Genomic DNA, 26,780 nt, shown 5'->3' with positions numbered 1-26,780 from the left:
CTAAACCCCTTCCACTTCGATGCCGCGCCGGGCAAGCCAGCCCTTGCGCTGCTCATAGTCTGGCATGGCGCGCTCCAGGCGGCGCCAGAAGGCGGGGGTGTGGTGGGGCTCGTGCAAGTGGACCAGCTCGTGGGCAACCACGTACTCGGCGATATGGCGGGGCAGCAGGATGGTCTTCCAGTGGAAGTAGACCCGGTTGCTCTTGCCGCAGGAGCCCCAGCGGTAGCCCAGGTCCTGGACCTTCACACCGGCGGGCTCTACCGCCATCCGGCGAGCGTGCTCCTTCACCCTGGTGGTGAGCCAGTCGCTTGCGCGGGCGCTGTACCAGCGAACGAAGTGTTCCCGGGCGTCAGCCAGGGCGTCCTCGCGCAAATGGAAACGTCCGGCAACGAGCTTGAGCGGGGCGTCCTGGGTCTCTGAAGGCACACGCTTGAGCCGGTAGCTGCGGCCCAGGTAGAGGAAACCCTCGCCGTTGACGTATTCCTTGTGAGGGAGTTGGCGGCGGCGCTCGGCCTTCTCGGCCAATTTCTGGTAGATCCACAGCCGCTTCTCGATCACGAAGTCGCGCAGGAGCCGTTCATCGGTGCCGGTGGGGGCGGCTATTACCAGCTCGCCGTTGCGGTCCACGGTGATCTCAAGGGTCTTGCGGCGCGAGCTCACGCGCACCTCCAGGGTAAGATCGTCAACGGCGAGTTGGATCATGCGTTCACCAGCTTGTCGTAATTGCTGCGGGCGAGATCGAGCAGCCGCTGGGCTAACTCGCTGGCCTGGTCGAAGGGCACGAGGCGCTTCATCGCCACGGTGGTAAAGAGGTGCTGGTGCAAGGCCTGCTGGTCCGGGATGTGGGAAGGCTTCCAGAAGTCGGGAATGGCAATCTCCTGCTGGATCAGCCCGACAAGCTCCTCGGTGGCCTCGAGCAACTTCTGGGCGCTGGCTTCGTCCAGCTCCTCCACTGTCAGGCCGCTGCTGGCCACCAGCTCCCGCCAGAAGGGCTCGGCGTGGACTGGCATCTCGGGGATCTCCTCCCCCTCCACCTGGGCGCCATCGCGCAGCTGCTGGATCAGTGTCTTGAGGGCTTCTACCTGCTTGGCCCACTGGCCATCGAGCTGCTCCAGTAGCTCCTCCAGGCGCTGGCTGAGCCGGCCGTATTTCACCGGGTCCTCGTCCAGGTGCTTGCGGACGTGGGAGCGCACCGCGTGCTCCATCTCCGAGGCCTTGGCGCGATCCCCCACCTGGCGGCCGAGGTGCGCGTCGAACTCGGCGTCGGTGAGCTGCACCGGCGGGATGCGCGGGTCGATGCCGAGCGAGATTACGTAGTCGTCGATCAGCTTGCGCACCTTGTTGCCGATGTCACGGCCAAGCTCCGGGGTGTCTTTGTAGCGGTTGCGGGCCAAGGCCTGGATGTAAGCGAGCCGCTTGGCATCGTTGACGAACTCCAGCCCTTCGGGGCGCGGCAGCACGTCATCCAGGCCGCGGTTGAACTCCTTGAGCTTGACCACGAACTCGGCGCGCAACCGCTCGTCGGCCAGCGCTTGCACCGCCTCCTCGGTGTCATCCAGGTCGTCCACGCCCTGAGCGCGCAGCACGTCGATCACCCGCAGGTGGCGATCGCGAAGCAGCGGGATCTCATCCTTGAGGCTCTGCAAGGCGCCCTCGATGTCCTCCTCGCTGTAGGCGGCCAGTGCCTCTTTGAGGTGGTTGGCCACGCCGAAGTAGTCCACCACGATGCCGTGGGTCTTGCCGTAGCCGGTGCGGTTGACCCGGGCGATGGCCTGCAGCAGCTCCGCCTCGCGCAGGGAGCGGTCCAGGTACATCACCCCCTCGATAGGGGCGTCGAAGCCAGTTAGCAGCATGCTCTTGACGATCAGGAAGGCCAGCGGGTCGTGCTTGGCCGGGTCCTTGGGGGTGGCCCCGTCGTCCAGCAGCGGCAGCGGCTTCTTGAAGCGATTGATATGGCTCTCGACGGCACCGTGATCGCTCCATTTGGCCCAGGTGGCGTCGTCGTTGTTGCCGCTGCTGAACACCACCGCGAACTCGAGCTCGCCCAGCACCTTGCGGTAGCGCCAGGCCTGGATCGCCGCCTTGACACGGGGTGGGCGCGTCAGTAGCTGGGTGTCGTCCAGCGCCTTGTCCTTGGGGGCGAGCGCCAGCGCCTCCTCCAGCAGCTCGGCGCGGGCCGTCTCCAGGGCCTCGTAATAGCGCAGGGCCGCCCGGCGGCTGTAGGCCACCAGCTGGGCCTTGTAGCCGTTGGGCAGGATATGGGTGACGTAGTGGCGCAGGATGTCCTGGGCCTTCTCCTGGATCAGCTGCGGCGCCTCGAAGATCTGCCCCTTGGTGGCGTACTTCTTCTTGATCGCCTCCAGCTCATCCTTGCTGTGTTCGCGGAACAGATCCTCGAACAGCCCGTCGAGGCTGGCGCCGTCCTTGATCGCCCCCTTGGCGGTGCGCCCCTCATAGAGGATCGGTACCGTAGCGCCGTCCTGCTCCGCTTCCTTGATGGTGTAGCGGTCGATGTACTCGCCGAAGATGTCGTGGGTGCGCTTCTTGTCGCCCATGATGATCGGTGTACCCGTGAAGCCGATGCGGGCGGCGTTGGGCAGGGCGCGCATCATGTTGGCATGCAGGTCACCGGCCTGTGTACGGTGGGCCTCGTCCACCAGGACCAGGATATCCTCGCTGGTGTTGAGCACCTCGAAGGGGTCGCTGAGAGAGGGCTTCTTCGGTGTGCTTGACGAAGCTGAGGTACTCCGTTCGGCAACGTCACGGCGACCGCTATCGAGTCCATTATCGTAGCGAACATACGTCTCATCGGCTTCGCTCTCATTTTCGGCGTCTGGATCGCGGTACTTCTGGATGGTGCCGAACACCAAGCCGGGGCCGTCGCGGCCCAGCAGCTTCTTGAGTTGGGCGGTATTGCCGGCCTTCTCGACGCTCTCGCCGGTGAGCTCGGCGGTGGCGGAGAGCTGGGCCTGGAGGTCCTTGCGGTCGGTGATTACCACCACCTTGAAGGGGCGCAGCGTCGGGTCAGTGCGCAGCTTGCGCACCAGGAACACCATGGAGAGGCTCTTGCCGCTGCCCTGGGTGTGCCAGACGATGCCACCACGGCGGTCGGCCTCGCCGTCCTGGCGGCGGGTCTTGCCGCTCTTCAGGCGCTCGACAGCCCGGGTGACGCCGCGGAACTGCTGGTAGCGGCACATCAGCTTGATCGTCTGGCCGCCTACGTTCATGAACAGCGTGTAGTGGCGCACGATGTCGAGCAGGTTGCTCTTGGTGAGCATGCCCGCCACAAGGCGCTGCTGGGCCGAAAGGTTGGCCACGCCCAAGCCGATGGCCACCTCCGCTTCGTGCAAAGGCGTCACCGTCTTCCAGCTCAGGTAGTGGGCGAAGCGGGCACCGATGGTGCCGACACGGGCCTCATCGAAGTTGCTGGCCACCAGGAACTGGCTGGTGGCGAAAAGCGCAGGGGCGCCCTCGTGCTCGCCGACCTCGCCCTCCAGGAAGCGCTGGTCGTGGTAGCGGCGCAGTTGGTCCACCGCCTGGCTGATCCCCTCTGGCACGCTGCGGCTCTTGCACTCCACCACCACCAGCGGGATGCCGTTGACGAACAACACCAAGTCCGGGATCACGTGGCACTTGGCGGTATCGTGGCCGGGCGGGCACTTCACCTTGAACTGATTGACCACCGTGAAGACGTTATTGGCGGGCTCGTCCCAGTCGATATAGCGCAGGGTCTGGCCACGGCCGCCGTCCCAGCCCTCCAGCCCCTCCACCGGAAGGCCACCCAGCAGTAGCGCGGTAGCGATCTGGTTGGCCTCTAGCACCTTGTTGGCAGGCAGGCGGGTGATTGCTGCTACCGCCTGATCCAGGCGCGCATCGTCTAGCCAGGGCTCGCCGTCGCGAAGGTTGATCCTGTGCAGCCGTTCACGCAGCAGGGGCTCCATGACCACCTGGGCGAAGCTCTCGCGGTGGGAGGTGGCCGGATCATCCAGCGAGCCGACCAGGTACTCCCAGCCCTGACCCACCAGCTGGTCAATGAAGGGTTTCTCAACCTCAGTATACTCGGGACCTATCACGCAGTGGCTCCAAAGTGCGTTGAATACCTTCGATGGTAGCGAATCCGAGACCAGACGGATATTAGCGATAGCTATAGAAGTAAACATGGGGGCATAGACTTTGGGTCAGTGCTAAATGTTCGACAGTGTAACTAGTTCGCACACCTGAGCTAGCAGGCACGCGAGGAAGGTGGAACAGAAACCGGGTTTGCGGGAGCTGGGAGGACGAACTGGCAGTTTGGGCTCAGATTGTGTCCACTCTGGCTTGGCCAGAATACGAGTTATGGCAGCAAAAGCTGACAAAGCTTGGTAAGCGTGTCGACAACTGGTTTAGCGAGTTCACCCACGGCTTTGGCGGCTTCTATGAGGCCTTGTAGAGATACTTGGTATTGTATTTGACGCGGCTGGGGCCGTGCTGCCTCTTTGCTCAACGTTTCAACATCGTCACCCATCTGCTTAGCTTTTTCAGGCGGCAAGTTCTCGGCAATGTCGGCGATTTGTTTTGTAAGTTGCTTAATCAGTCTCTTTGCCTCGTCGGGCTCAGCTGATTGTGAGACATTCTGGTTAACTGAGTTAGATATATCTTTCATATATTTGGCAACAGTGACGTTGTTGCCGTGACCAATAGTGATTGTATTATTCACTGTTTTTTCCAATATTTTGTAGACGATTGAGGGGGGCTGCTCATTATTCTCAAGTACGTATTGAGCCAAAAGTTCTCGTACTCTTTCCAGTTCGTTGTGATGCAAGTCAGTGCATCTGCTCAGGAGATCAAGCAAACTTTCTCGAAATCCAGGTTCGGCAGCATGCATAGTCCCACAAACGACATCTAAAAGGTCTGGTGTCAGGATTACTTGTTGATAAGGTCCTACCTTACGATCGATAGGTCCAAGAAGTCGTCGTGCAGTTTTAATCAAAAAGCTTTGTAATAGTCTAGTTTCACTCGATTTTTCATTTAGAATGATTCGCTTTTCATCTTTTCTGTATAGCAGGCTTAGAACTGTATGCAATGCTTCCTGGTCACAATGCAAACGCATTAGAAACATTCGGACCAAACGGACGACATGTTGATCAGCACCCGGTTCGTAACGTAATCGCCACAATCTCGCCTCGGCTTTACCCTTCCACTCAATCCAAGCGTGCGATATGTCGATTCTGTGGCAACTCGATGAATTTAGAGATACGTGTTGCCACTGAAAGTCCGGCTCAAAGTGTTCGATGCTGCTTTCCTGAATCAAAATCATAGGCATAGCAGCTGAGACACACCAGCTGAACTCTTTATTATCGGGAATCTGCTGTCGTTTGTCGTGGCAAGAAAGAAAAGAGACGCAACGTGGTCTGGTAATTGATTAAGTTCGATTATGGTTCTTGGTGTCTTCGGTTCTCCCGGTAAAAGTTGCTTTGTACTAGCACTCGTGATTTCACAGGAAATTATCGATTTCAATAATGAAACTGCGCTTTCTCCATTTAGTTGGAATGGCTTCTTTTTTTCCGGAGCTAGGCCAACTTCCAACTTTGCAACGCAACGGCCATCGAAGAAGAGACGTCGAAATCTGGGAGAAAAACGAATTTGATTGTTTTCATCAATGTCGACCTCTGGGAAACGAGGAAAACGAACGCTACCGTAGGCATCGCAAACATTCCCTTCACCTATCTCCTTCGCTCCTCCCTTGGGGCGACGGCGTATAGGCCCGAATGCGCGCACAAATTTTTGCTCAGGTGGATGTGCATCTGGCCAGTTGGGGGTACGTAAACGCCCTGGTGCACCGCAGACAAAGTCGCGGACGTCAACAATCGGGAAAGCAATGCTGATTAACATTAATAATCGACACCAGAGTGACAGATCTGAAGCCGTACGGCTAAGCCAATCTATTCCAGTTAATACCAGAAAAATCAGGCTTGTAAACCGCATAGCTGCGGCTGCCATGGTTTGAGCTGCGCTGGACGCAATGCCAGCGTCAACTTACTTAAACCGTAGATCAGAGGCTTCGAAATTTCAATAATTCATCAACGGAAGCCGCGGCTAAGACTGACCCCCAATATTACTGAGTGACATCAATATTTCTGAGTTGAAAGCGTTATCTATGCCGGAGCGTTGTAGAACGGCAATAGTGGTTCAGAGCGCTCCCTGGCGGCACCGCGACCTCGCGCGTTGGTCGACCACATTCTAGTTCCTGAGGTGGATAATCCGGAAGCTCGGGAGCTGACCGAAAGAAGAGATGATACTCAAGCAATCACGACAAGTTGAGTTCAGGCTTCGAGAGAGTCAGTGGCCAATGATCCGGCTCCTTGGTCACGCTGTTCGGGTCGATGCCCTCCACCGGGCGGGTCTCGAAGCGCACCTCGCCACCGGTCTCCATCAGCATCACCGCGCCGACGGGGAAGGAGCGAGCGATGCTCACCAGCAGGCTCTGCACGTGGTCATCGTCCCACACCCAGCCGCGCTGGAAGTCGGGGAGCTGGATCTTGCCGGTGGTGATGTCCTTGAGCAGCTCGGGCAGCGAACGCTTGGTGCTGTCGAAAGTGGTCATGGCGGTTCCCTGTGCGATGTGGTCCTGATGTTGCGATGTTGTTGTAAAGAGCCCGGTCTACGCCGGGCTGGTGGTCTAGGCCTTTTCGAGAAGCGGGGTGACGCGGACGCGGCCGGTAAGGAGGTCGTCCATTAGGCCTGCTTTTTGGGTGTTAAGTTTTCCTAGATAGGCTTTCTCACGCTCAACTCTAGTAGCCATTGCCCTTAGCTCTGCCACGATGAGCTCTTGCTCTGCACCGGAGGGTAGTGGAACTTGGAACGCTTTCAGTTGAGTTGAGTTTATTGAGGCCAGGTTGGTGCTCTGCTTTGATGACCTAATGAAGTAACGCTTCCCAGGGGTTGATGCTGAGAAAGCAGTGAGGAAGTGTGGGCTCAGTACACTAGGGAAACGCTGCACAAATCCCACCGCAGCTGCCTGATTGGTACCGGCGGGGTATAATCTGACCTTCCTGCCACCGTCTGACAGAGCCACCCGATGAAGCAGATCTCGTTTGCCCAAGCCGAGCACCAGAACAAGAAAAAAGTCACCCGCCGCGAGCGGTTCCTGGCCCAGATGGAGGCGCTAGTGCCTTGGCAACGGCTGATCGATGCACTGTCGCCGTCCTACTTTCCCAACGCGGCAGGCAAGCGCGGCCGGCCCCCCATCGGCCTGGAGCGCATGCTGCGGATCTACTTCCTGCAGCAGTGGTACGCGCTTGCCGATGAGGCGCTCGAAGATGCCATCTACGATAGCCAGGCCATGCGTGACTTCATTGGTATCGACCTGGCCATCGAGAGTGTGCCGGACGCGACCACGCTGCTGCGTTTCCGCCACTTGTTGGAGAAGCATGCGCTGACCCAGCGGATCTTCGAGGAAATCAATGCCCATCTGACCGAGAAGGGCCTGTTCATGCGCGAGGGCACCATTGTCGATGCCACCATCGTGGCGGCGGCGCCTTCCACCAAGAACAAGGCCAAGCAACGCGATCCGGAGATGAAGCAGACCAGGAAGGGCAAGCAGTATTACTTTGGCATGAAGGCTCATATCGGCGTTGATGCCGTCACCGGGCTGGCTCACAGTGTCACTGCCACCTCGGCCAATGTCGCCGATGTCACCATGGTGAACCAGCTGGTCCGAGACGATGACAAGCAGGTATACGGCGACGCGGGTTACACCGGCATGTGGAAGTATCTGGACGAAGAGAAGGATGCCCCGGCCTCCCGCTGCTGTGTTGCCGCCAAGCGCAGCCCCATCAAGAAGATGGAAGACAGCCCCATGAAAACGCTGCTGCTGGCAATCGAGAAGGCCAAGGCCAGCATCCGCTCCAAGGTCGAGCATCCGTTTCATGTCATCAAGAACCTCTTCGGCTACCGCAAGGTGCGCTACAAGGGGTTGGCCAAGAACCAAGCGCAGCTATTCAGCCTGTTCGGACTGGCCAATTTGGTACTGGCGACACGATGCGAAGGCCGAGTTGACGGGGCCAGTGCGCCTTGAATCTGCCCTGTCAGCCGGATAGTCCGGCTGGCAGGAAAAACAGACCACCTAAGGTGGTTAGAAAATGATCGCTGACTCGGTGATTTTGCTACTCTGAGTCCTTCAGTCGCTCAGAGGCTAATTGATCAGCGGTTCCTTAAAGACGCCTGTACGAGAACAGCGAGACGACAACTAGAAGTACAAGCGCCTAGCCCCTGTTCACAAACAATTACCATAGTTAACAAGGGGTGGCACTGAGGATTTAGGTTTTTCTGAAGATGGGGATAAATAAGCAATATGGGAAAATTTGTAAGGGTTTAGATATATTTTATATATAACAGCATCTTGCAATTTTAACTATTAAGGCTATCTAATTTACTGATTTTTAAGTATGAAAAAAATGACTAGTCGGGTTTGTTTTTAACAATTATTGAGTTCAAGAAGTTAATAAAATACTGGTTTTATTTAATGGGAAAAATAATTGACAGATATCTACCTGATCATGTTTTTACTATTATCACTAAGAGGTTTTGCTTGGCTTCCAGGTTGAGTCGAAACCTGCCCACAGAGCATCGTCAGGCCGTGACGCTGGCTCCGGGGTAAGAGCCGTACGCTTCCTCCAGCAAGCGAGAACCAGTAAAGTGTAGCGTTTCGGGACTCGGCAGAGCTGGCGCTCGACATGGCCTGTCTTGATGCCTGCTCTTGCTGTCCTGTCTCGTAGCGAAGGGGCTAAGCTGGTGCTTTGCTCTATCGGCGCGTCTTGTCATGCTTCTGTGTAAAGATTTGTACAAATTTTATTGAGGATGGCCGTGAAACTGCTGATTCTGGATGCGGGCCACTGTCTGAGTCTGGCCCTGGCGCGTGAGGCCAGTCGACGCTCGGACACCGAGCTGGTGATTGAGCCTACCATTCATGTGGAAAGGGAAAGACTGCGGGCGGTAGCTCCCGATGCGGTCATCATACCGCCCTTGGCGCATCCCTTGAGCATGGCGCCTGCAGACGTAAAGGCGCACGCGGACGCCGTCGATGCCTGTCTGGATGCGTGTCTTACTCAAGGTATTGCCCTGGTGTGGTGTGTATCCGACCAGCTTTATGAAGAGGGATTCGATACTGCGATCGATGAACATGTGGTGCCTGCGCCCCGGGACGAGTGCCTGCGTCGCCTGGTGCAGGTGGGTGATCGCATTCGTGCCGAATACCAGCGTCATCTGATTGTGCGCCTGGGGCCTCTTTTCGCCCTGGAAGGCAGTCATGCCTGGCTGAATGAAGTCATCGACACACTCGTTCTCGGCGAGGAGGTGCGAGCTGCCGAGGACGTCATCTTTTGTCCGACTTCTGCCGATGCGGTGGCCATGGCATTGGTCGGCGTATTGCAGCAGCAGCATTGCGGCGCCGCGGCCTGGGGAGCCTACCACCTGGCCGGTACCGAGCCGGTAAGCGCGTTCACTTTCACGTCGATGGTTCGTACCCAGCTGTCGACCCGTCTGGAAGGCCGGGGCGAGAAAGTGGCCCTGGGGGAAGTCAAGGCGTTGAACCATCATCATGACCAGAAGCTGCGCCGGGTATTGAATTGCCGCCGCGTGATGGATGTCTTCGGTGTCCATCAGAAACCATGGCGGCTGGAGGTGGGGCGATTACTGGATACCTGGTTCCTGGCCCGAGGAGAGCTGCCGGAGGCGAGCAATGACGTAGGCAGGGGAGCGGCGTCGTCTTGATCAATGTTTTACGTAGTTTATTGTTTTATGCAGGTTATTTCCTGGCCATGTTGCTCAGCGGAATATTTCTCCTGCCGGTGGCGCCGTTTCTGCCATTGGCGGGGCGCTATCGCCTGTTGAACTTGTACAACTATTTTCTGTTGGTGTGGTTTCGCTGGGCCTGTGGCGTTCGTTACGACATTCAGGGGCAAGCAAACCTGCCTGAGGGTCCCTGCGTGATCCAGGCGAACCATCAATGTGAATGGGAAACGGTCTTTCTGCAGGTAATGAAGCAGCCGGTCTGCACGGTGCTCAAGCAGGAACTGTTGCGCCTGCCGATCTTCGGTTGGGCGCTGCGCCTGTTACGACCGATCAGTCTGGACCGCTCACGCCCTGCCCGGGCGATGAGGCAAGTACTGTCTCAGGGCGTGCAGCGCTTGCAGGGAGGATTGTCGGTTCTGATCTTTCCCGAAGGCACACGGGTCGAGCCGGGCCAGCGAAAACGCTACAACAAGAGCGGTACTGTCATCGCCTGCCGCGCCGGGGTTCCAGTGTTGCCGGTGGCGCACAATGCCGGGGAGTGCTGGCCCGGGCGCAACTGGATCAAGAAGCCTGGGTTGATCAGGGTGCGTATCGGCGCGCCGATCTCCACCGAGGGCCGCACGCCTGATGAGGTGCTAGAGGAGGTCGAGGCTTGGATCGAGGCGCGGTTGAGCGAGATTTCCGACGTGCCCAGGCCGCCGGCTCCCTGAATTCCGAGCGAGATGGAGAGGCAAACCTCGCATCTAGTGTAGATATGCTTGAAACGATAACGGCGCCGTCAAGGCGCCGTTATCGTGACCGGACAAGACGAATCGATTATTGCTGGTCCTGGTAACGCTGGAAGACCAGACAGGAATTGGTGCCACCAAAGCCAAAGCTATTGGACAGCACACGCTCGAGCCGAACGTCATCACGGCGCTGGGTGACGATATCGAACCCATCCGCTTGTTCGTCCAGCTGCTCGATATTGGCGGAAGCCGCGACAAAGCCGTGCTGCATCATCAACAGCGAGTAGATCGCTTCCTGAACGCCGGTAGCACCGAGCGAATGCCCGGTCAGCGACTTGGTCGAACTCATCGCCGGCGTTGTATCGCCGAAGACCTCGCGAATGGCCTTGAGCTCGGCGACATCGCCTACCGGTGTGGAGGTGCCGTGGGTGTTGATGTAATCGATATCGCCTTCCACCGTGGCCATGGCTTGCCGCATGCAGCGAACGGCGCCTTCACCGGAGGGCGCGACCATGTCGTGGCCATCGGAGGTGGCGCCATAGCCGACCAGCTCGGCATAGATCTTGGCGCCGCGTGCCTTGGCGTGCTCCAGCTCCTCGAGCACCAGCATGCCGCCGCCACCGGCGATGACGAACCCGTCGCGCTCCTGGTCATAGGGGCGCGAAGCCTTCTCGGGGGTGTCGTTGTAATGGGTCGACAAGGCGCCCATGGCATCGAACAGACACGATAGGGTCCAGTGCTCCTCTTCACCACCACCGGCGAACACCACGTCCTGCTTGCCCATCTGAATCTGTTCCATGGCGCTGCCGATACAGTGGGCGGAAGTGGCGCAAGCGGAGGAGATCGAATAGTTGACCCCCTTGATCTGGAACGGTGTAGCCAGACACGCTGAGACCGTGCTGCCCATGGTGCGGGTGACGCGATAGGGACCAACGCGGCGCAGGCCCTTTTCACGCAAGACATCGGCTGCCTCGACCTGGTTGGCACTGGACGCCCCGCCCGAACCGGCAATCAAACCGGTGCGCTCGCTGGAGATATGCTCGGGTGCCAGATTGGCATCCTCGATGGCCTGGGCCATGGAGACATAGGCATAAGCGGCGGCTTCACCCATGAAGCGCCGCAACTTGCGGTCGATCAGCTCGTCCAGATCGATTTCGGGGGTGCCGGCTACATGGCTGCGGAAGCCGCGATCAGCATACTCCTGCTTGAATCGAATGCCGCTACGTCCGCTCTTGAGGGCTTCAAGAACCTGGTGCTGGTCATTGCCCAGGCAGGAAACGATGCCGAGGCCGGTGACTACCACTCGTCGCATGGGAGCCTCCTGTTAAAAATTCGCAGTGGAGGTGAATAGGCCAACGCGCAGGTCGTTTGCCTGGTAAATATCGCGTCCGTCTACTGAAACAGTGCCGTCGGCGATGCCAAGAATCAAGCGCCGGGTGATGATTCGTTTTAAATTAATACGATAGGTCACCTTGTCTGCTTCGGGGAGGATCTGACCCGAAAACTTGACTTCGCCGCAGCCAAGAGCACGACCCCGGCCGGGATGGCCGAGCCAGCCCAGGTAGAATCCGACCAGCTGCCACATGGCATCGAGGCCCAGGCAGCCAGGCATCACCGGATCGCCGGGGAAATGGCAACCGAAAAACCACAAGTCGGGCGTGATATCCAGCTCAGCAATCAGCTCGCCTTTGCCATGCTCACCGCCTTCTTCGTGAATGTGCGTGATGCGATCGAGCATCAGCATGTTGGGTGCCGGAAGCTGGGCGTTTCCGGGGCCGAACAGCTCGCCACGCGAGCATGCCAGCAATTCTTCGCGATCAAAGGAATGTTGCTTGGTCACTGAATCGTTCCGAGAGTCGAGATTGTTGTGTGCCGCGCGCGACACGCTGCTGCCCGGGCGGAGCGCCCTAGGCACGGCCCGCGAGGCCAAGCCTAGTCTACTTCCCGTAACCGGGGATTGCACGTGAACAGCCTATTTAACCTTAACAAGGCTACAGATCATGGTGTTCTGGTCGATAAGACATTATGGCACTGATAAGTTTTATAATCTGACGCCTGACAGCATAATCGATGTTATATGGACGTTTCATCTTCGTTAGCGATTGTTTTCACGCCAGGCGACGGCGAAACCAACTGTTTATTTTTTGTCATGGAATGAATCGACCCTGATGTGGCCCACAATTTCATTGAATCGTCCGACCGTCTGGCTGGGGTTGATCGCCTTGCCGGCATGCATCTGGTCGCCTGATATCATGCTGCGTATGGTCGCCGCCGCTCTGGTGGTTGTAGGTGGCGGTGACCTCTGGTTACAGCTGCGTCAGCAGCGCCTGAGGTTACGTCTGACTCAGGATGCCGTGGCGCTGGCCAGCGATGCGATCGTAATCAGCGACGCCCAGCATCGCGTGATTTCGGTAAACCCGGCGTTCACCGAAATCACCGGCTATGACGCCGTCGAGATGGAGGGCCGCAACATGGAAACCCTGGCAGCCGCGCGTCACGACAAGAGATTCTTCCAGCAGTACTGGAGCTCCCTGAAGGCAACCGGACGCTGGGAGGGGGAAATGTGGAATCGGCGCAAGCATGGCGATGAATATCCCGAATGGTTGAAGGTGCGCGCCATTACCGACAGGAAAGGCCGAATCACCCACTTCATCAGTTTGTTTGCCGATATTTCCGCACAGAAGGCGCGTGAGCGTGACCTGCGCCGCATCGGTTACGAAGACCCCTTGACCGGCTTGCCCAACCGGCGTCGCCTGCATGACTTGCTGGCATCGCGCTTGCGCCATTTTCGGGCGGGAGAAAGCCTGGACATGGCATTGATCGATATCGACGGTCTCAAGTCCATCAACGATAGCCTGGGACTGGAGCAAGGGGATCGGCTCTTGGCGCGATTCGGTCATCGTCTGGCCGGCTATGTGGCTGGCGGGGTCGTCGGCCGGCTGGGTGGCGATGAGTTCATGGTGATACGTACCACCACCTACGATGACCATGACGAGTGGGTCGCGGGACTGCGCGAACACCTGAGCACACCATTCGACATCGAAGGCCAGCCGTTGCGCCTGGGATTGACCATCGGCAGCTGTCGGGCTCCCGAGGATGGACGTGACTCGGGTGTGCTGTTCCAGCGCCTGGAGTCGGCGCTCTACAGCGCCAAGCGGCAAGGCCGTAACCATAGCCTGCGCTTTCGTCCCGCCCTGGATAAACAGGATAACCCGCAACTTGCACTGCTAAGCGATCTGCGCGAAGCCCTGGTCGCTGGGGATCAGCTCGAACTGCATTATCAGACTCAGCATCATCCGCAAAGCGGCGAGCTGATGGGAATGGAAGCCTTGCTGCGTTGGCGTCATCCCCGCGACGGCATGATCTCGCCGGGAGACTTCATTCCCTTGGCCGAACGTCACGGCGTGATGGCGGAACTTGGCGGGTGGGTGATCGAAAAAGCCTGTGCCCAGCAGGCCCACTGGTTGAACAGCGGCATGCCCGAGGTGACGATCTGGGTCAACATCTCCGCTCTGCAGTTGTTCCAGGGCGATCTGGAGTCCAAGTTGTCAGGCTGCTTGAAACGCTATCGCCTGAAGCCGGAACAGATAGGGCTTGAGCTCACCGAGTCCGTGCTTCTGGATGAGCGAGCCGGCGACATGGAACCGCGGCTCGAAGCGCTGCGGGCCCAGGGTCACCCCATCGCCATCGATGATTTCGGCACCGGGTACTCCTCGCTGGGTTATCTCAAACGCCTGGCGGTGGACAAGATCAAGCTGGATCGCGCCTTCATTCGCGCCCTGCCCGACGATCGGGCCGATGCCGCCATCGTCACGGCAGTATTGGCCATGGCGGAGGGCATGGGCCTGCAAGTCATCGCCGAAGGAGTGGAAACCCAGGAGCAGCGAAAGTTCCTCGCCCAGGTGGGGTGCACCATGGTGCAGGGCTTCCTGTTTGCCCGTCCTCTACCCGCCGATGAGCTTGAGAAGCGCTGGATGGGGAAGGGATCTCAGCAGAGCGTGCTCGAGAACATTGCCTAGGCGAATGGCGACGACAATGCTTGCCTGGTGGCATCGGGTTTACCACGCACCGTTCAATCGAGTGACTTGAAGGCTTCCAAAGCGCGCAGGCGAGCCGCCTTGTGATCGACGATCGGCGCCGGATAGGCGTCGCCGCGCTGCTCGGCCGTCGGTGCATGGCGGGCCTTGGACGGCAGGTGCGCAAGTTCCGGAACCCAGCGGGCGATGAACTCTCCATCACCATCGAAGCGCGTCGACTGTGTCGTCGGGTTGAAGATACGAAAGTAGGGCGCGGCATCGGTACCGGTGGAGGCCGCCCATTGCCAGCCACCGTTATTGGCGGCGAACTCTCCGTCGACCTGGTGGTGCAGGAAAAACGCCTCTCCCCGGCGCCAGTCGATCAACAGGTGCTTGGAAAGAAACATTGCGGTGACCATGCGCAGGCGATTGTGCATCCAGCCCGTCGCCACCAGCTGACGCATGCCCGCATCCACCAGCGGATAGCCGGTGCGTCCCTCGCACCACGCCTTGAAGCCGGCTTCATCGTCGCGCCAGGGCAAGGCCCCGGTATGCTCCTGAAACGGCTGGTAACGGCATACTCGGGGAAAGCCGACGACGATGTGCTGATAGAATTCACGCCATACCAGCTCGTTGACCCAGGCGACCAACCCGGCATCGCCTTCGGCGAGTGTGCCGCCGTTCTCGCTCAGTACCGCCTGCAGGCACTGCCGATGGGAAAGCATTCCCAGGGCCAGGTAGGGCGAGAGTTCGCTGGTGCCGTGCAATGCCGGAAAGTCTCGCTGGGTCCGGTAATGGCGAGCCCGAAAGCGCAGAAAACGTGCCAGGCGATCGGCGGCGGCATCCTCTCCCGCCGGCCATGAATCGATCGCCACGGCGATTTCTTGTTGGGGCGAGACGGCGGGAAGCGGGTCGCTTGCCAGCGGCAGTCGAGCCTGCGGGGGCGGTGGGTCGCGCAGCTCAAGCTGGCCGTCGCCGAGCTGCTTGTGCCAGGCCTTGGCGAAAGGGGTGAAGACCGTATAGAAACTGCCCTTGCCGGTACGCAAGCTGCCGGGAGCAAACGCCACACTGTCGTGATACCCATCGACCGCGAGACCCGCCTGCTCGAAGGCGTCGATGACGGCCTGGTCGCGGCGGGCTTCATTGAGAGGATATTCGCGATTGAAGTGCAGTCGCTCGATGGAATGCCGCCGGGCGATTTCCAGCAATACCCGTGGGGCCTGGTCGTAGGTATCGATATCGCAGTACAACAGGGGAATATTCAAGCCTTCCAGCGATTGCTTCAGAGCGCTGACGCCTCGCGCCCAGAAGTCCAGTTTGTTGGGACCGTGCCCATGGGCTCGCCATTGCTCGGGGCTGTGCAAAAACACCGCCACTACGGGTCCCTTGGCGGCAGCCGCTGCCAGGGCCGAGTTGTCGTGGATACGCAGGTCACTACGAAACCAGACCAGTTGTCGTGCCATGCAGTCTCCTGTCAGGTGCCGGTTTCGCGAAGCAGGGAGCGCAATCGGGCAATGGCTTGTGGCAGGTCATCGCCCAGCACATGCACCGGTGAGTGTTTCAATTCGTCGGCGCGCAAGCGGGCGACAGGGCCGCAGACTCCCAGCGGAACGCCTATTGCTTGGGTTGCCTGGGGGAGCCGATGAGCAATGAAGTCGCGGCTTTCCGCCTGACCGCTGACCAGAAGCACCACCGCGGGGTGCAGTCGTTCCGCCGCCAGCGTCAGTTCCTCCAGGGGGAGCGGGGTATCCAGCAGTTGCACCCGGTATCCCTGCTCGCTGGCCATCAAGGCCACCATCAGTACCCACAAGGGGCCGGGGTCGTCGGGCATGGCGCTGATCAAGACCAGGGGGCCACGAGTGGCCTGATTGGCGAAATGCAGCCGTATCCCCACCTGGCTGCGCAAGAAAGTCTCGAGCAGGCGCCGCTGGACGAGATCCGGCTGGACGGCCCAATTAGCCTCGAGGGCCTCGATTACCGGCTGCCATAATTCAGTGATACTGGTGCCTAACGGATACAGAGCAAGGCTTTGATGGTAGAACGCTTCCAGCCTGGCCATATCCAGCGTTTCGATCAACACCTGCAACTGCTGGCGTTGGCTCGGCCAGTCGCTGGAGCTCTGCGTGGGGACTTCCACGCTTTCCGGCTGGTCCAGCAGGTCGCCCACCTGGCTGACCGATATCCCGCGGTTGAGCCATTGCAGAATGTGCTCGATACGCTGGATATCGTCATGGGCATAGAGGCGATGTCCCTTGGGTGTACGCTGGGGGCGAATCAAGCCGTAGCGGCGCTCCCAGGCACGCAGGGTGACCGAGTTCACCCCCGTCAAGCGAGAAACCTCCCGAATGGGATAGAGCGGTGTGTCGGGTGGGTGGGTCGCCTTGGGGCTCATGAGCGCCGATGCCTCTTGGTTGGCTGTGGTTGGACGGAGGGTGGGCGAAACTCATACGCCCAACGAGTACGTATTATAGTGTTGTACAACATGGCTTTGTACATCCTGCCGAGTGCAGCAACAACCCTCATCCCCCCAAGTGAGAGCTCTCGCCCGCCTGTTCCGCAATGACCGTCGCCAGGGCATCGACGAACGCCGGATGTTCACCCACCGGGGGGAGTAGGGTGAGGGAGACATGCGGATGCTTGTGTCTCAAGGCGTCTATCTGCGCGGGCACATCCTTGCGCAAGTGACGGCCGGCGGCGAAGAACAGCGGCAGCACTTCAAGCTCGGCCGCTCCCTCGTCGGCGAGTCCGGCCACGGTCGACTCCAGCGACGGCTCGCTCAGCTCCATGTAGGCCAGGTGAACCGGCGTTGCCAGACGCTGGCGCAGCGTCCGATGGAAAGTCTCGAAAGGCTCGCGCCACTGGGGGTCGCTTGAGCCGTGCGCCAGAAGAATCAGATGGTAAGCCATGGGCTTCTCCTTGCCGAAATACTGAAAGAGTCTCTAATGAAGGGTAGCCAATATGGACGTGGTATTACGTCAGGAACCTCTCGAGAATGGCGTAGTCCTTGAGGTAGTCCTAAAAACAGTACCGCCCTTTAGGCGTTTCTTTATGGCAGACGCAAGCCCGCACTACCGGATAGAGAAGTTCTACTAGTCTAGCAGCTTTGTGCAATTTTTGTATAATATTTAAGCTCGGATTGACATCAGTCGGCCACCGGTTCCACTTGGCACCGGTTCTCCGTTCTAGCCACGTACTGGCGGGTGAGGGATGGCGAAGAAAAACGATAAGACCGGAACATTTTCCGGCGCTCGATTTATCTCAAGGAGAGCGAAATGCGCATATTGATCACGGGAGGAAGCGGGTTCGTCGGCAGGTATCTATGCCGAAGCCTGGTTGAAGCGGGGCATCGGGTCATGGTGGTATCGCGCTCTCCCGAAAAGGCGCAGCAGCAACTACCGCCGGAGTGCGATATCCGCGAGGATGTGCTGGCGTTTACCGACGCCGCGCCCGAGGCGATCGTCAACCTGGCGGGCGAGCCGATTGTCGCCAAACGCTGGAGCGAAGAACAGAAGGCCCGCTTGATCGAGTCGCGGGTGGCGATCACCCATGACCTGGTGGCCTTGTGCGGTCATCTGCATGAGCAGGGCCGGGCTCCCCAAGTGATGATTTCCGCCTCGGCCATGGGTTACTACGGTGCCCAGGGGGACAACGAGGTAACCGAGGAAACCCCGCCGCACGATGAGTTTGCCCACCGGCTTTGCCAGCGCTGGGAAGGTGCCGCCGAGGAGGTCCGGCCGTATGGAGTTCGTCTGGTGATCCTGCGTCTCGGCCTGGTTCTCGACAGCGGTGGCGGCATGCTGCAGAAAATGCTGACACCCTTCAAGCTGGGCCTGGGCGGCAAGCTGGGGGATGGCAAGCAGTATATGCCGTGGATTCATCGCCACGATCTGGTGCGCGCCGTGCATTTTCTGCTCGAACGCAGCGATCTGGAGGGAGTCTTCAACGCCGGTGCGCCTCACCCGGTACGCAACGAGGAATTCACCCGGACGTTGTCGCATCAGCTCAAACGCCCGGCATTATTCCAGGTGCCGGCTTTCGTGCTGGAAACGGCGCTGGGTGAGATGTCACGGCTGTTGCTGACCGGCGCCGCCATGTACCCGCGGCGCCTGGAGCAGGAAGGGTTCAGCTTCGACTACCCCACCCTGGACCAGGCGTTGGCGCAAATCCTGCGGGAATAGAGGGACGCAGGAGAGAGGCAATAGCGAGTTCCTAACGCTCTTCGCTGTCTACGGTAATGATCACCCGCACCGAATCCAGGCGTAGGCGCGTTCCCTCGATAGCCTCGCTGAGCGCTAAGCGCTCTTGTCTGAGGGCATCGAGTTCCGTATCACGTACGGCGGGGTTATGCTCCGCCAATGCCTTGAGCCTGGCCAGTTCGCCATCGAGTGTCGTACGCATGCGCGTTTCGGCGGCTTCGACGATACTGGGCAGCTCGCGCTCGGCTTCGCTTTCCCCCTGAATCAGCAGTTGACGCAGTTGGTCGTGACGGCTCTTGATCAGGTCCCGCGCCAGCGACTTGTTCACCTTCTGCAGGTTCTTGGAGAGCCCGGTGAAGGAGATCTTGTCGGTCAGGGTGGCGCCGGACTCGTCCAGCAGCACGCGTATTGCCGTGGGAGGCAGGAAGCGGTTGAGATGCAGCGATTTCGGCGCCGGACAGTGGGTGCGAAATACCAGCTCCGCCATCAGCCGCCCGCCGCCAATCGCCGGGTGGCGCAACAGGGCCAAGGCGGTATTGCCCATGGTGCCGTCGAGGATACGGCCCATCATTTCGCGGATCAGCGGGTGTTCCCAGGAGAGCCGCTGCACATCGTCCCGGGCCAGGGCGCGAGCCCGGTCGAAGGTGGCCGAGAAGCCCTCTTCGCCCTTGACCAGACCGGGCAGGCCATCGAGCATGTGCGGGCTGGGCTGCAGATGGGTAATACCGCCGCCCAGTTCCTGGCTGTCTACGCCGAAGATATCCAGCGCGCGTTCCACGTAGCGGGGCAGGGCCGGGTCGGCGTCCAGTTCGCCGATGGCGGCGATGACGGTTTCGGCTCGCGCCGGCCGGCAGGCGTTGAGCTCCAGCAGGCGGTTGCGCCCGGCATCCTGTTCGGCCAGCTTGGCGGTGAACATTTCCCGCGTTTCGGCGACGAGTTCGTCGAGGCTCTCGTCATCGAGCAGGGCGTCTGCCAGGGCGTCGCCGAAGGCATCGAACAGGTCGCTGCCCACCCCGTGAGGGGCGCTGAACGCATCCATGCCTTCATGATACCAGCGTAACAGGCGCTCGCCGGGGCTGCCTTCGAAGGTGGGGGCGTGAATCTCGATGGCGTGCTTCTGGCCGATACGGTCCAGGCGCCCGATACGCTGTTCCAGCTGGTCGGGGTGCTGCGGCAGATCGAACATCACCAAGTGGCGACAGAACTGAAAGTTGCGCCCTTCCGAGCCGATCTCCGAACACACCAGTACCTGACAGCCATCCTCGTCGTCGGCGAAGGCGGCGGCGGCCCGGTCGCGCTCGAGCAGCGAAAGGCCTTCATGGAAGACCGGGGCGTGATAGCCGCCCAGAACCCGCAACCCTTCGGCGATACCCTCGGCGGTTTCCCGCTGGTGGGCGATCACCAGTACCTTCTCGTCGGCGAAGCCGCCTTCGCCGTCATCACTCAGGCGCTCCAGTAGCCAGTTGATGCGGGGGTCGATATGCCACCATGGCTCGGCATTGAGCGGATCGTCGGAAAGCGCCCGGTACATGGCATCGAGATAGATCAGTACATCGGGATGATCCATTCCGGTTTCGATCAACAGCTCGTCGAGGTAATCCTCGTCCCGTTCCAGCTTACGTACCACCCGGCGATACGCCGAGGGCAGCGCCAGCGGGGCGAGATGAAAACGCCGTTCAGGGAATCCGCCGACGTGGCGGCGGCTATTGCGGAACATGACCCGGCCGGTACCGTGGCGATCGAGCAGCGCTTCGCTCAGTTGGCTGCGTGCGGCCTCTTGCTGAGTGCTGCTGGCTTCCGGGTTGGCGAGTGTGGCGAGCAGTGCCTGGCTGTCGTGGTCGTCGATCACTCGGGCCACGCTGGCTTCGGCCTGCTCATCGCCCGGCAGTTGCTCCAGGGCATCGATGGCCGCCGCTACCTCGCCGTAGTGGCGCTCCTCCTCCTTGAAGCGCGCCAGATCGTGGTAACGCTCGGGGTCGAGCAGGCGAAGGCGGGCGAAATGGCTCTCCAGGCCCATCTGCTCGGGGGTGGCGGTAAGCAGCAGCATGCCGGGAATCTCCCGGCTCAGGCGCTCGACACACTGATAACCGGTGCCCGGGGCGTCTTCCGCCCAGGCGAGGTGGTGGGCTTCATCGACGATCAGCAGGTCGAACTGGCTGTTCTCGGCTTGTTCGAAACGCTGGGGATTGGCGAACAGCCAATCCTGGCTGGCCAGCACCAGCTGGGCGGACTCGAACGGATTGCGGCCGCCGTGGGCCTGGCTCTGGTTCTCGTCGAGCAGGCTCACTTCGAGGGAGAAGCGACGCAGCAGCTCCACCAGCCACTGGTGGGTCAGGCTGTCCGGTGCCAGGATCAGGGCGCGCTCGATACGTCCGGTCAGTAACAGGCGATGCAGAATCAAGCCGGCCTCGATGGTCTTGCCCAGGCCCACTTCATCGGCAAGCAGCACCCGCGGCGCGTGACGCCGGGACACCTCATCGGCGATATACAGCTGATGCGGTATCAGGTCGATACGCGGTCCCGAGAGCCCCAGGGCGGAATGCTGTTCGATACGCTGGTAATGGTGCAGGGTGCGAAAACGCAGGTCGAACCAGTCGTTGCGGTCGACCTGGCCGGTGAGCAGGCGATCGCGCGCCTGGTCGAACTGCATGGTGTCGGCGAGCTTGGCTTCCGGCAGCTCGCGCCGGGTGCCGTGGGCGTCTTCACCGAAATAGGTGATCAAGCCGCCGCGTTCATTGGTGTCAGCGACCGTGATTCGCCAGCCGTCGGCGGAAACAACACGGTCGCCGCTACCGAACGCCACGCGGGTCAAGGGCGCCTGGCGGCTGCTGTAGGTGCGGGTCTCCTGACTGGCACCGAACAGAATAGTGACGCTGCGGGCGTCGCAATTAAGCACGGTGCCGAGCCCAAGCTCGGCCTCGCCGTCGCTGATCCAGCGCTGGCCGGGGGAAAAATCGCTCATGATGCCTCGGAGGATGCTGAAAACGGGCGCACGCCGCCGAATTCATTTCTTCGGCGGCAACAGGGCGGGGGATTCTAACGCAAAGCGCGGAAGGGATTAAGGTAATCTGCGCTTCAATCCTGTTTCAGCCAGCCATCGAGCTGAGCACGGGTGAGTTCGCCGATGTGCTGGTCGATGGCACGCCCCTGGGAATCGAATACCACCGTGGTGGGCAAGCCCGGGGACTGGGTCAGCGCGGTCAGCTGTTGGCGGGGGTCCATCAGGGCGTAGCGGAAGTCCAATTGCTGCTCATCGAGGTAGCGCACCACGGGCAGAAGATCCTCGCCCTGATTGGCGACCACCACGGTGACGCCCTCCTGACGGGCCGCCTGTTCCAGAAGCGGCATCTCGCGCAGGCAGGGCGGGCACCAGGTCGCCCATAGATTGACGATGACGATATCGCTTTCCGTCACAAGGTCCGGCAGGAAGACGTCTTCGCCGTCGATATCCTCCAGAGTCAGCTCGGGCAACTGGCGAAGACCCGGTGAACCGCCCAGCGGTGCCAGGGTCACCAGCACCAGCCACAGGCTGGAAGTCCCGATTATCAGGGCCATCGCCCCGCCCATGGCGATCAGGCGCGAACGCAGTAACCAGGCACTCCAGACCAGGGCGAACAGCATGCCCCACAGGCCGTGATAGCCGGGCTGCCACAGCTTGACGATTTCCAGCGGCGTTTCGGCGTAGCTTTCCCAGTGGGTCAGCACATGGCCAAGACGCGCGCCGAGTAGCCAGGCCAGCACCAGGCCGTTGAACCACTTGCCATGCAGGGAACGGGGCAGCCCCAGGAGATATCGTCCGGCAAGCAGCAACACCAGGGCACAGGCAATGGCGTAGAGGCGGGGTAGTGCAATCAGCACGGGGCCAAGGGCAATGGCATTCATGGCGTGGGAAAGCTCCTGATCCTGATTAACGTGCGCAAAGCAAGGTCGGCGCTGATGAGCACAGCGAGTACACTGATTGCATGTGAATGATCATAATGCTCGGCCAAGATTACTGGCGCCGGCTGGCGCTGTCATTAATCGGGGCTTGGCGAGAGACAGGTAGACGCATGGCGAAACAGAATTTTGACACCTTACGAGCGATGGCCATCGCCTCGCAGGCGGTGGGCCTGGTGACGATCATCACCCTGGAGACCATCATGCGGGATGCCGCCAGGCCGTGGCAGGGCGCGGTGCTGCTGGCCATGGTCGCTTCGGCGCTGGCGATAGCCATGGTTCGCCTGTATCGGCGCAACAAGTTGCGCAAGCAACGCGATACGCGCCTGCAGGAAACCAAGGGTCGAGGCCGCTAGCGGAATAGACGGGAGAGCCAAGTGCAATTGTCGGCCTGGCCTAGCGTTGGAAAGCGTGACTTGTTTTTTTGACGCGAGAGTTCCAGATTAACAAGACACGGGGGGGCGGCTGGAGGCTCCTTTTTCTCACTGGCACGAGCAATCAATAATGATGAAAAAACGCACATTGGCCACGGCGGTGGCGGTTTCTACCTTGGCTTTCTCGGCGCTGGCCCAAGCGGAAGTCAAGATAGGGTTTCTGGGTGGGTTCACCGGCGGTATCGAGAGCTTGACGCCGCCCATTTTCGATGGTGCCCAGTTGGCGGTAAAGCAGGTGAACGAGCAAGGCGGTATTCTGGATGGTCAGGAGCTTGTCATGCCCAGTGGCGACACCACCTGTTCCGATGCGTCGGCCGCCTCCAACGCTGCCGACCGCATGGTCAACAGTGAAGACGTCACGGCCATCGTCGGCGCACTGTGCACCGGTGCCACCATCGCAGCGGCCAACAATGCCGCTATTCCCGGCGGCGTGACCATGGTCTCGCCGGCGTCCACCGCGCCTGCCGTGACCGACCTGGACGATAACGACCTGGTCTTCCGCACCGTACCGTCAGATGCCTACCAGGGCGAGATGCTGGCCAAGTTGCTGCTGGAAAAGGGCATCGAGGAAGTGGCGGTCACCTACGTCAACAATGATTATGGCCGCGGTCTCTCGGAAGCCTTTGTCGCTGCCTTTGAAAACGGCGGCGGTTACGTGGGTGAGAATCTGGCCCACGAAGACAACCGGGCCGATTATCGCTCCGAACTGGGCTCGCTTTCCGCCACCGGCGTCGAAACCCTGGTGGTGCTGGCGTACGCCGACACCTCCGGCCAGACGGTGCTGCGCCAGGCGTATGAAAGCGGCATGTTCACCCAGTATGTCGGCGCCGACGGCATGGTCGGCGACAGCCTGGTCGAAGCGATCGGCGCGGACGTGCTCGACGGTATGATCGCCACCCGTCCCGGCAGCCCCGACCTTCCCGGCACCGCGATGTTCGAGGAGCAGGCGCGCGAAGCCGACTTCGACCCCGAGGCGGTCTTCGCCGCCCAGGCTTACGACGCCGCCTTCCTGCTGGCGCTGGCCATCGAGCAGAATGGCAATGCCGAGCGCGAAGGGCTTTCAGAGGCGCTGCGCAGCGTGGCCTCGGCGCCCGGCGAGGAGATCCTCCCTGGCGAGTGGGAGAAGGCCAAGCAGCTGATTGCCGACGGCCAGGAGATCAACTACGAAGGCGCCTCCGGCCGTCACGAGTTCGACGACGCCGGCGACGTGCCCGGCATCGTGGTCGAGATGGTGGTCGAGGACGGCAAGTTCACGCGCAAGGGTGAAGTCGACCTCTAAACACCGACACTGCGCCCGGCACTGTCGGGCACACCACGCAAAGGCCCCGGCGAGTTATCTCGCCGGGGCCTTCTGCGGTCTGGGTCCATGTTGACGATCAGTCGTGGTACTTGACCTTTTCGGGCAACAACCCCTTGGGGGCAAAGCGCAGCACCAGGGTAATCAACAAGCCGATCACCAGGACCCGGGCCTGCAGCGCACGGCTATCCATGTTGCCGGGGGCATCCCAGCCAAAGGCGTTTTCGCCGAAGGCAACGGCCAGCTGCATCAGGAACAGCGCCAGCGGTTCGGACATGATCCAGATGATATACACCGCCACAGCGCCGAAGATGGTGCCGAGGTTGTTGCCCGGCCCGCCCAGTATCACCATCACCAGTACCAGAAAGGTATGGTTCAGCGGCAGGTAACCCTGGGGGTCGAACAGGCTGTTGAAGGTGCCCAGCACGCCGCCGCCGATTCCCATCAGGATGCAGCCGAAGACGAAGATCTCCAGCCGCCTGCGGTTGATGTTCTTGCCCATGGCGGCGCTGGAGATTTCGTTATCGCGAATGGCTCGGATCATGCGACCCCAGGGAGCGTGGTAGGCGCGGTGCAGCAGGAAGAACATCACCGCGATGATCACCGCCGTCAGCGACAGATAAATGGCTCGGGAGAGTGTGAACCCCAGTTCGCTCGGCCCCGGAGTGGGCCAGGGAAGCGGCGACACAGTCGCGGTACCACGGGTCAGCCAGTCGGAATTCTTGAGAAAGGCCTTGATGATCTCGGCGATGCCCAGGGTGGCGATGGCCAGATAGTCGCTGCGCAGGCCCAGGCAGACACGGCCGATGAAATACCCCACGCCGCCGGCCAGAGCGCCACCGACGATCCAGCCGGTCCAGGGCGGCAGGCCCAGGCCGCCGACAAAGCCGGCCCGGGATTCGATCTCCGCGGTCACGTCGCGCAGCAGGCTGATCACCACCAGGTAGAGCACCACGGCGAGCAGTACCGCAATGACACTGCGCAGCTTTTTCGGTATACCCACCCTGTCCAGCTTGGTGGCGGCGTAGACCAGCGCCACCGCCACGATGCCGTACACCAATACAAGGCCGAGCTCGCCGGGGAGTTCGCTTCCCCAGAAGGCCTCGTTGACCGGGATGCTGAAGAACATGGCGCAGAAGCCGCCGAGTGCGACGAAGCCCATCACCCCGGCATTGAACTGGCCGGCATAGCCCCACTGGATGGTCAGCCCCAGCGCCAGGATGGCGTAGCAGGCCGCCTCCACCAGCATGCGCGTGCTGTAGGCGGCTCCCATCAGGCCGTAGACGCCAAGTACCGCCACCAGCAGTATGCCGAACAGAATCACCGGGCGCAGGGGAAAGCGCCGCGTGTCGCCGCTCATGTCACGATTGTCACTGTGGGTGCGTGTCATGTTCATCAGATCACCTTGCCCTTGAAGATACCGGTGGGACGCCACACCAGAATGGCGACAAGAATGAAGAACGGCACCACGATCTTGTACTCGGTCCCCACGAATGCCAGGTTGCCGGGTAGCGCCAGCCACTCAGGGATACTGTCGCGGAAAGGCCGCAGCAGAACGCCCCAGTTGAACACCGCCAAGGTCTCGGCGAAGCCGACCACGAACCCACCGGCGATGGCCCCAAAAGGATGGCCCACCCCGCCGACGATGGCCGCGGCGAAGATCGGCAGCAGCAGAAAGAAACTCAGGTCCGGCTTGAAGGTGACGTCCAGCGAGAGCAGGGTGCCGGCAACCGCCGCCAGCGCCCCGGCGATGACCCAGGTAACGGCGACGATGGTGTTGGTGTTGATTCCCGAGGCCTGGGCCAGGTCGGGATTGTCGGACATGGCGCGCATGGCCTTGCCCAGCCGCGAGCGGCTGAGAAACAGATGCAGGGCGATGACCGCCGCCACGGTAATCACGAACAGGTAGATCTGGGGCTCGGTGATCACGATCGGCATGCGCACTCCTTCGAAGGGCAGGGCGATACGAAAGATCTCCTTGCGCTCATCGACATAGAGACTCTGCCCGCCGGTGCCGGAAAACAGCCGGATCAATCCCTGCAACATCAGAGTGACGCCCAGCGAACCGATGACCAGGACGATCGGCTTGACCCCATGGGCGCGCAGCGGCTTGTAGAATGCCTTGTCGATTCCCACCGCCAGCACGGCGGTCAAGAGCATCGCCAGCGGCAGCATGACGATGGCGGTGGGTACGCCGATGGCGGCGCCGGCAGCGGGAAACGCGGTGGTCAACAGCAGCACCATGAAGGCGCCGAAAGTCATCATGTCGGCGTGGGCGAAGTGGGCAAAGCGCATGATGCTGAACACCAGGGTGACCCCGACCGCGCCGATGGCGTAGATCGAGCCGGTGACGCTTCCCGCGATCACGACGTTATTGATAAAGAAAACAAGCTCGTTCACGG

Annotated in this window: 21 protein-coding genes; 7 read left to right on the top strand and 14 right to left on the bottom strand. The window is 60.5% G+C overall.

Features of this window, described 5'->3' with window-relative positions; translation table 11 throughout:
- The 5 genes from R5M92_RS14645 to R5M92_RS14625 form a co-directional block, all read right to left on the bottom strand.
- Nucleotides 1-702, bottom strand: a complete 702-nt coding sequence (locus R5M92_RS14645; RefSeq protein ID WP_346796703.1) for a SprT family zinc-dependent metalloprotease — start codon at nucleotides 700-702, stop codon at nucleotides 1-3.
- Entirely contained in the window at nucleotides 699-4,073 is a 3,375-nt protein-coding gene (locus R5M92_RS14640) for a type I restriction endonuclease subunit R (RefSeq protein WP_346796702.1), read from the bottom strand. Before R5M92_RS14640 ends, R5M92_RS14645 begins: the two co-directional genes overlap by 4 nt.
- A 260-nt stretch (nucleotides 4,074-4,333) precedes the next feature.
- Nucleotides 4,334-5,296: a hypothetical protein gene (locus R5M92_RS14635; RefSeq protein WP_346796701.1), complete on the bottom strand. Its 963-nt coding sequence runs from the start codon at nucleotides 5,294-5,296 to the stop codon at nucleotides 4,334-4,336.
- Nucleotides 5,293-5,979, bottom strand: a complete 687-nt coding sequence (locus tag R5M92_RS14630; RefSeq protein ID WP_346796700.1) for a hypothetical protein — start codon at nucleotides 5,977-5,979, stop codon at nucleotides 5,293-5,295. The genes R5M92_RS14635 and R5M92_RS14630 overlap by 4 nt, the downstream gene beginning before the upstream one ends.
- 307 nt (nucleotides 5,980-6,286) lie before the next feature.
- Complete coding sequence (locus R5M92_RS14625) at nucleotides 6,287-6,583, bottom strand: DUF262 domain-containing protein (RefSeq protein ID WP_346796699.1); 297 nt, start codon at nucleotides 6,581-6,583, stop codon at nucleotides 6,287-6,289.
- 474 nt (nucleotides 6,584-7,057) lie between these two features.
- Between R5M92_RS14625 and R5M92_RS14620 the strand changes: the two genes are divergently transcribed.
- From R5M92_RS14620 to R5M92_RS14610, 3 genes are all read left to right on the top strand, one after another.
- Complete coding sequence (locus tag R5M92_RS14620; protein ID WP_346795917.1) at nucleotides 7,058-8,056, top strand: IS5 family transposase; 999 nt, start codon at nucleotides 7,058-7,060, stop codon at nucleotides 8,054-8,056.
- A gap of 788 nt (nucleotides 8,057-8,844) precedes the next feature.
- Nucleotides 8,845-9,750 carry a sugar nucleotide-binding protein gene (locus R5M92_RS14615; protein ID WP_346796698.1) on the top strand — a complete coding sequence of 302 codons (906 nt, stop codon included), beginning with the start codon at nucleotides 8,845-8,847 and terminating at the stop codon, nucleotides 9,748-9,750.
- Entirely contained in the window at nucleotides 9,747-10,481 is a 735-nt protein-coding gene (locus tag R5M92_RS14610) for a lysophospholipid acyltransferase family protein (RefSeq protein ID WP_346796697.1), read from the top strand. The genes R5M92_RS14615 and R5M92_RS14610 overlap by 4 nt, the downstream gene beginning before the upstream one ends.
- Nucleotides 10,482-10,587: 106 nt before the next feature.
- Here the strand turns inward: R5M92_RS14610 and fabB are convergent, their stop codons facing one another.
- Nucleotides 10,588-11,811 carry a beta-ketoacyl-ACP synthase I gene (gene fabB / locus R5M92_RS14605; RefSeq protein WP_346796696.1) on the bottom strand — a complete coding sequence of 408 codons (1,224 nt, stop codon included), beginning with the start codon at nucleotides 11,809-11,811 and terminating at the stop codon, nucleotides 10,588-10,590.
- A gap of 12 nt (nucleotides 11,812-11,823) precedes the next feature.
- Nucleotides 11,824-12,339: a 3-hydroxyacyl-[acyl-carrier-protein] dehydratase FabA gene (fabA, locus tag R5M92_RS14600; RefSeq protein ID WP_346799392.1), complete on the bottom strand. Its 516-nt coding sequence runs from the start codon at nucleotides 12,337-12,339 to the stop codon at nucleotides 11,824-11,826.
- Between the two features lie 328 nt (nucleotides 12,340-12,667).
- On the opposite strand from fabA, the gene R5M92_RS14595 reads away from it, so the two are divergent.
- Nucleotides 12,668-14,518 (top strand): putative bifunctional diguanylate cyclase/phosphodiesterase, encoded by a 1,851-nt coding sequence (locus tag R5M92_RS14595; RefSeq protein ID WP_346796695.1) that lies wholly within the window; start codon nucleotides 12,668-12,670, stop codon nucleotides 14,516-14,518.
- A gap of 53 nt (nucleotides 14,519-14,571) precedes the next feature.
- On the opposite strand, the gene phrB is transcribed toward R5M92_RS14595, so the two are convergent.
- The 3 genes from phrB to R5M92_RS14580 all read right to left on the bottom strand — a co-directional run bounded on the left by phrB (nucleotide 14,572) and on the right by R5M92_RS14580 (nucleotide 17,421).
- A complete protein-coding gene (gene phrB / locus R5M92_RS14590; RefSeq protein WP_346796694.1) occupies nucleotides 14,572-15,978 on the bottom strand; it encodes a deoxyribodipyrimidine photo-lyase in 1,407 nt (468 codons plus the stop codon).
- Between the two features lie 11 nt (nucleotides 15,979-15,989).
- On the bottom strand, nucleotides 15,990-16,907 hold the full coding sequence (locus tag R5M92_RS14585; RefSeq protein WP_346796693.1) for a MerR family transcriptional regulator: 918 nt from the start codon (nucleotides 16,905-16,907) through the stop codon (nucleotides 15,990-15,992).
- A gap of 127 nt (nucleotides 16,908-17,034) precedes the next feature.
- Complete coding sequence (locus R5M92_RS14580) at nucleotides 17,035-17,421, bottom strand: CbiX/SirB N-terminal domain-containing protein (protein ID WP_346796692.1); 387 nt, start codon at nucleotides 17,419-17,421, stop codon at nucleotides 17,035-17,037.
- A gap of 366 nt (nucleotides 17,422-17,787) precedes the next feature.
- Here R5M92_RS14580 and R5M92_RS14575 point away from each other — a divergent pair, with 366 nt between their 5' ends.
- Complete coding sequence (locus R5M92_RS14575) at nucleotides 17,788-18,693, top strand: TIGR01777 family oxidoreductase (RefSeq protein WP_346796691.1); 906 nt, start codon at nucleotides 17,788-17,790, stop codon at nucleotides 18,691-18,693.
- Between the two features lie 31 nt (nucleotides 18,694-18,724).
- On the opposite strand, the gene rapA is transcribed toward R5M92_RS14575, so the two are convergent.
- Together rapA and R5M92_RS14565 are read right to left on the bottom strand one after the other, a co-directional pair.
- On the bottom strand, nucleotides 18,725-21,673 hold the full coding sequence (gene rapA / locus R5M92_RS14570; RefSeq protein ID WP_346796690.1) for an RNA polymerase-associated protein RapA: 2,949 nt from the start codon (nucleotides 21,671-21,673) through the stop codon (nucleotides 18,725-18,727).
- 113 nt (nucleotides 21,674-21,786) lie between these two features.
- Entirely contained in the window at nucleotides 21,787-22,593 is an 807-nt protein-coding gene (locus R5M92_RS14565; RefSeq protein WP_346796689.1) for a TlpA disulfide reductase family protein, read from the bottom strand.
- A gap of 167 nt (nucleotides 22,594-22,760) precedes the next feature.
- Between R5M92_RS14565 and R5M92_RS14560 the strand changes: the two genes are divergently transcribed.
- A complete protein-coding gene (locus R5M92_RS14560) occupies nucleotides 22,761-23,003 on the top strand; it encodes a hypothetical protein (RefSeq protein WP_346796688.1) in 243 nt (80 codons plus the stop codon).
- 148 nt (nucleotides 23,004-23,151) lie between these two features.
- Nucleotides 23,152-24,360 carry an ABC transporter substrate-binding protein gene (locus tag R5M92_RS14555; protein WP_346796687.1) on the top strand — a complete coding sequence of 403 codons (1,209 nt, stop codon included), beginning with the start codon at nucleotides 23,152-23,154 and terminating at the stop codon, nucleotides 24,358-24,360.
- A gap of 97 nt (nucleotides 24,361-24,457) precedes the next feature.
- Here the strand turns inward: R5M92_RS14555 and R5M92_RS14550 are convergent, their stop codons facing one another.
- Nucleotides 24,458-25,774 (bottom strand): branched-chain amino acid ABC transporter permease, encoded by a 1,317-nt coding sequence (locus R5M92_RS14550; RefSeq protein WP_346796686.1) that lies wholly within the window; start codon nucleotides 25,772-25,774, stop codon nucleotides 24,458-24,460.
- The gene (locus R5M92_RS14545; protein ID WP_346796685.1) at nucleotides 25,774-26,778 is read right to left on the bottom strand and encodes a branched-chain amino acid ABC transporter permease; all 1,005 of its coding nucleotides are present in this window, start codon (nucleotides 26,776-26,778) and stop codon (nucleotides 25,774-25,776) included. The genes R5M92_RS14550 and R5M92_RS14545 overlap by 1 nt, the downstream gene beginning before the upstream one ends.
- Nucleotides 26,779-26,780: the final 2 nt, after the last annotated feature.

Source organism: Halomonas sp. Bachu 37 (assembly GCF_039691755.1).
Lineage (GTDB): Bacteria > Pseudomonadota > Gammaproteobacteria > Pseudomonadales > Halomonadaceae > Vreelandella > Vreelandella kashgarensis.
The sequence above is the reverse complement of the archived record's forward strand: the minus strand, read 5'-3'. Positions and strand labels throughout refer to the sequence as shown.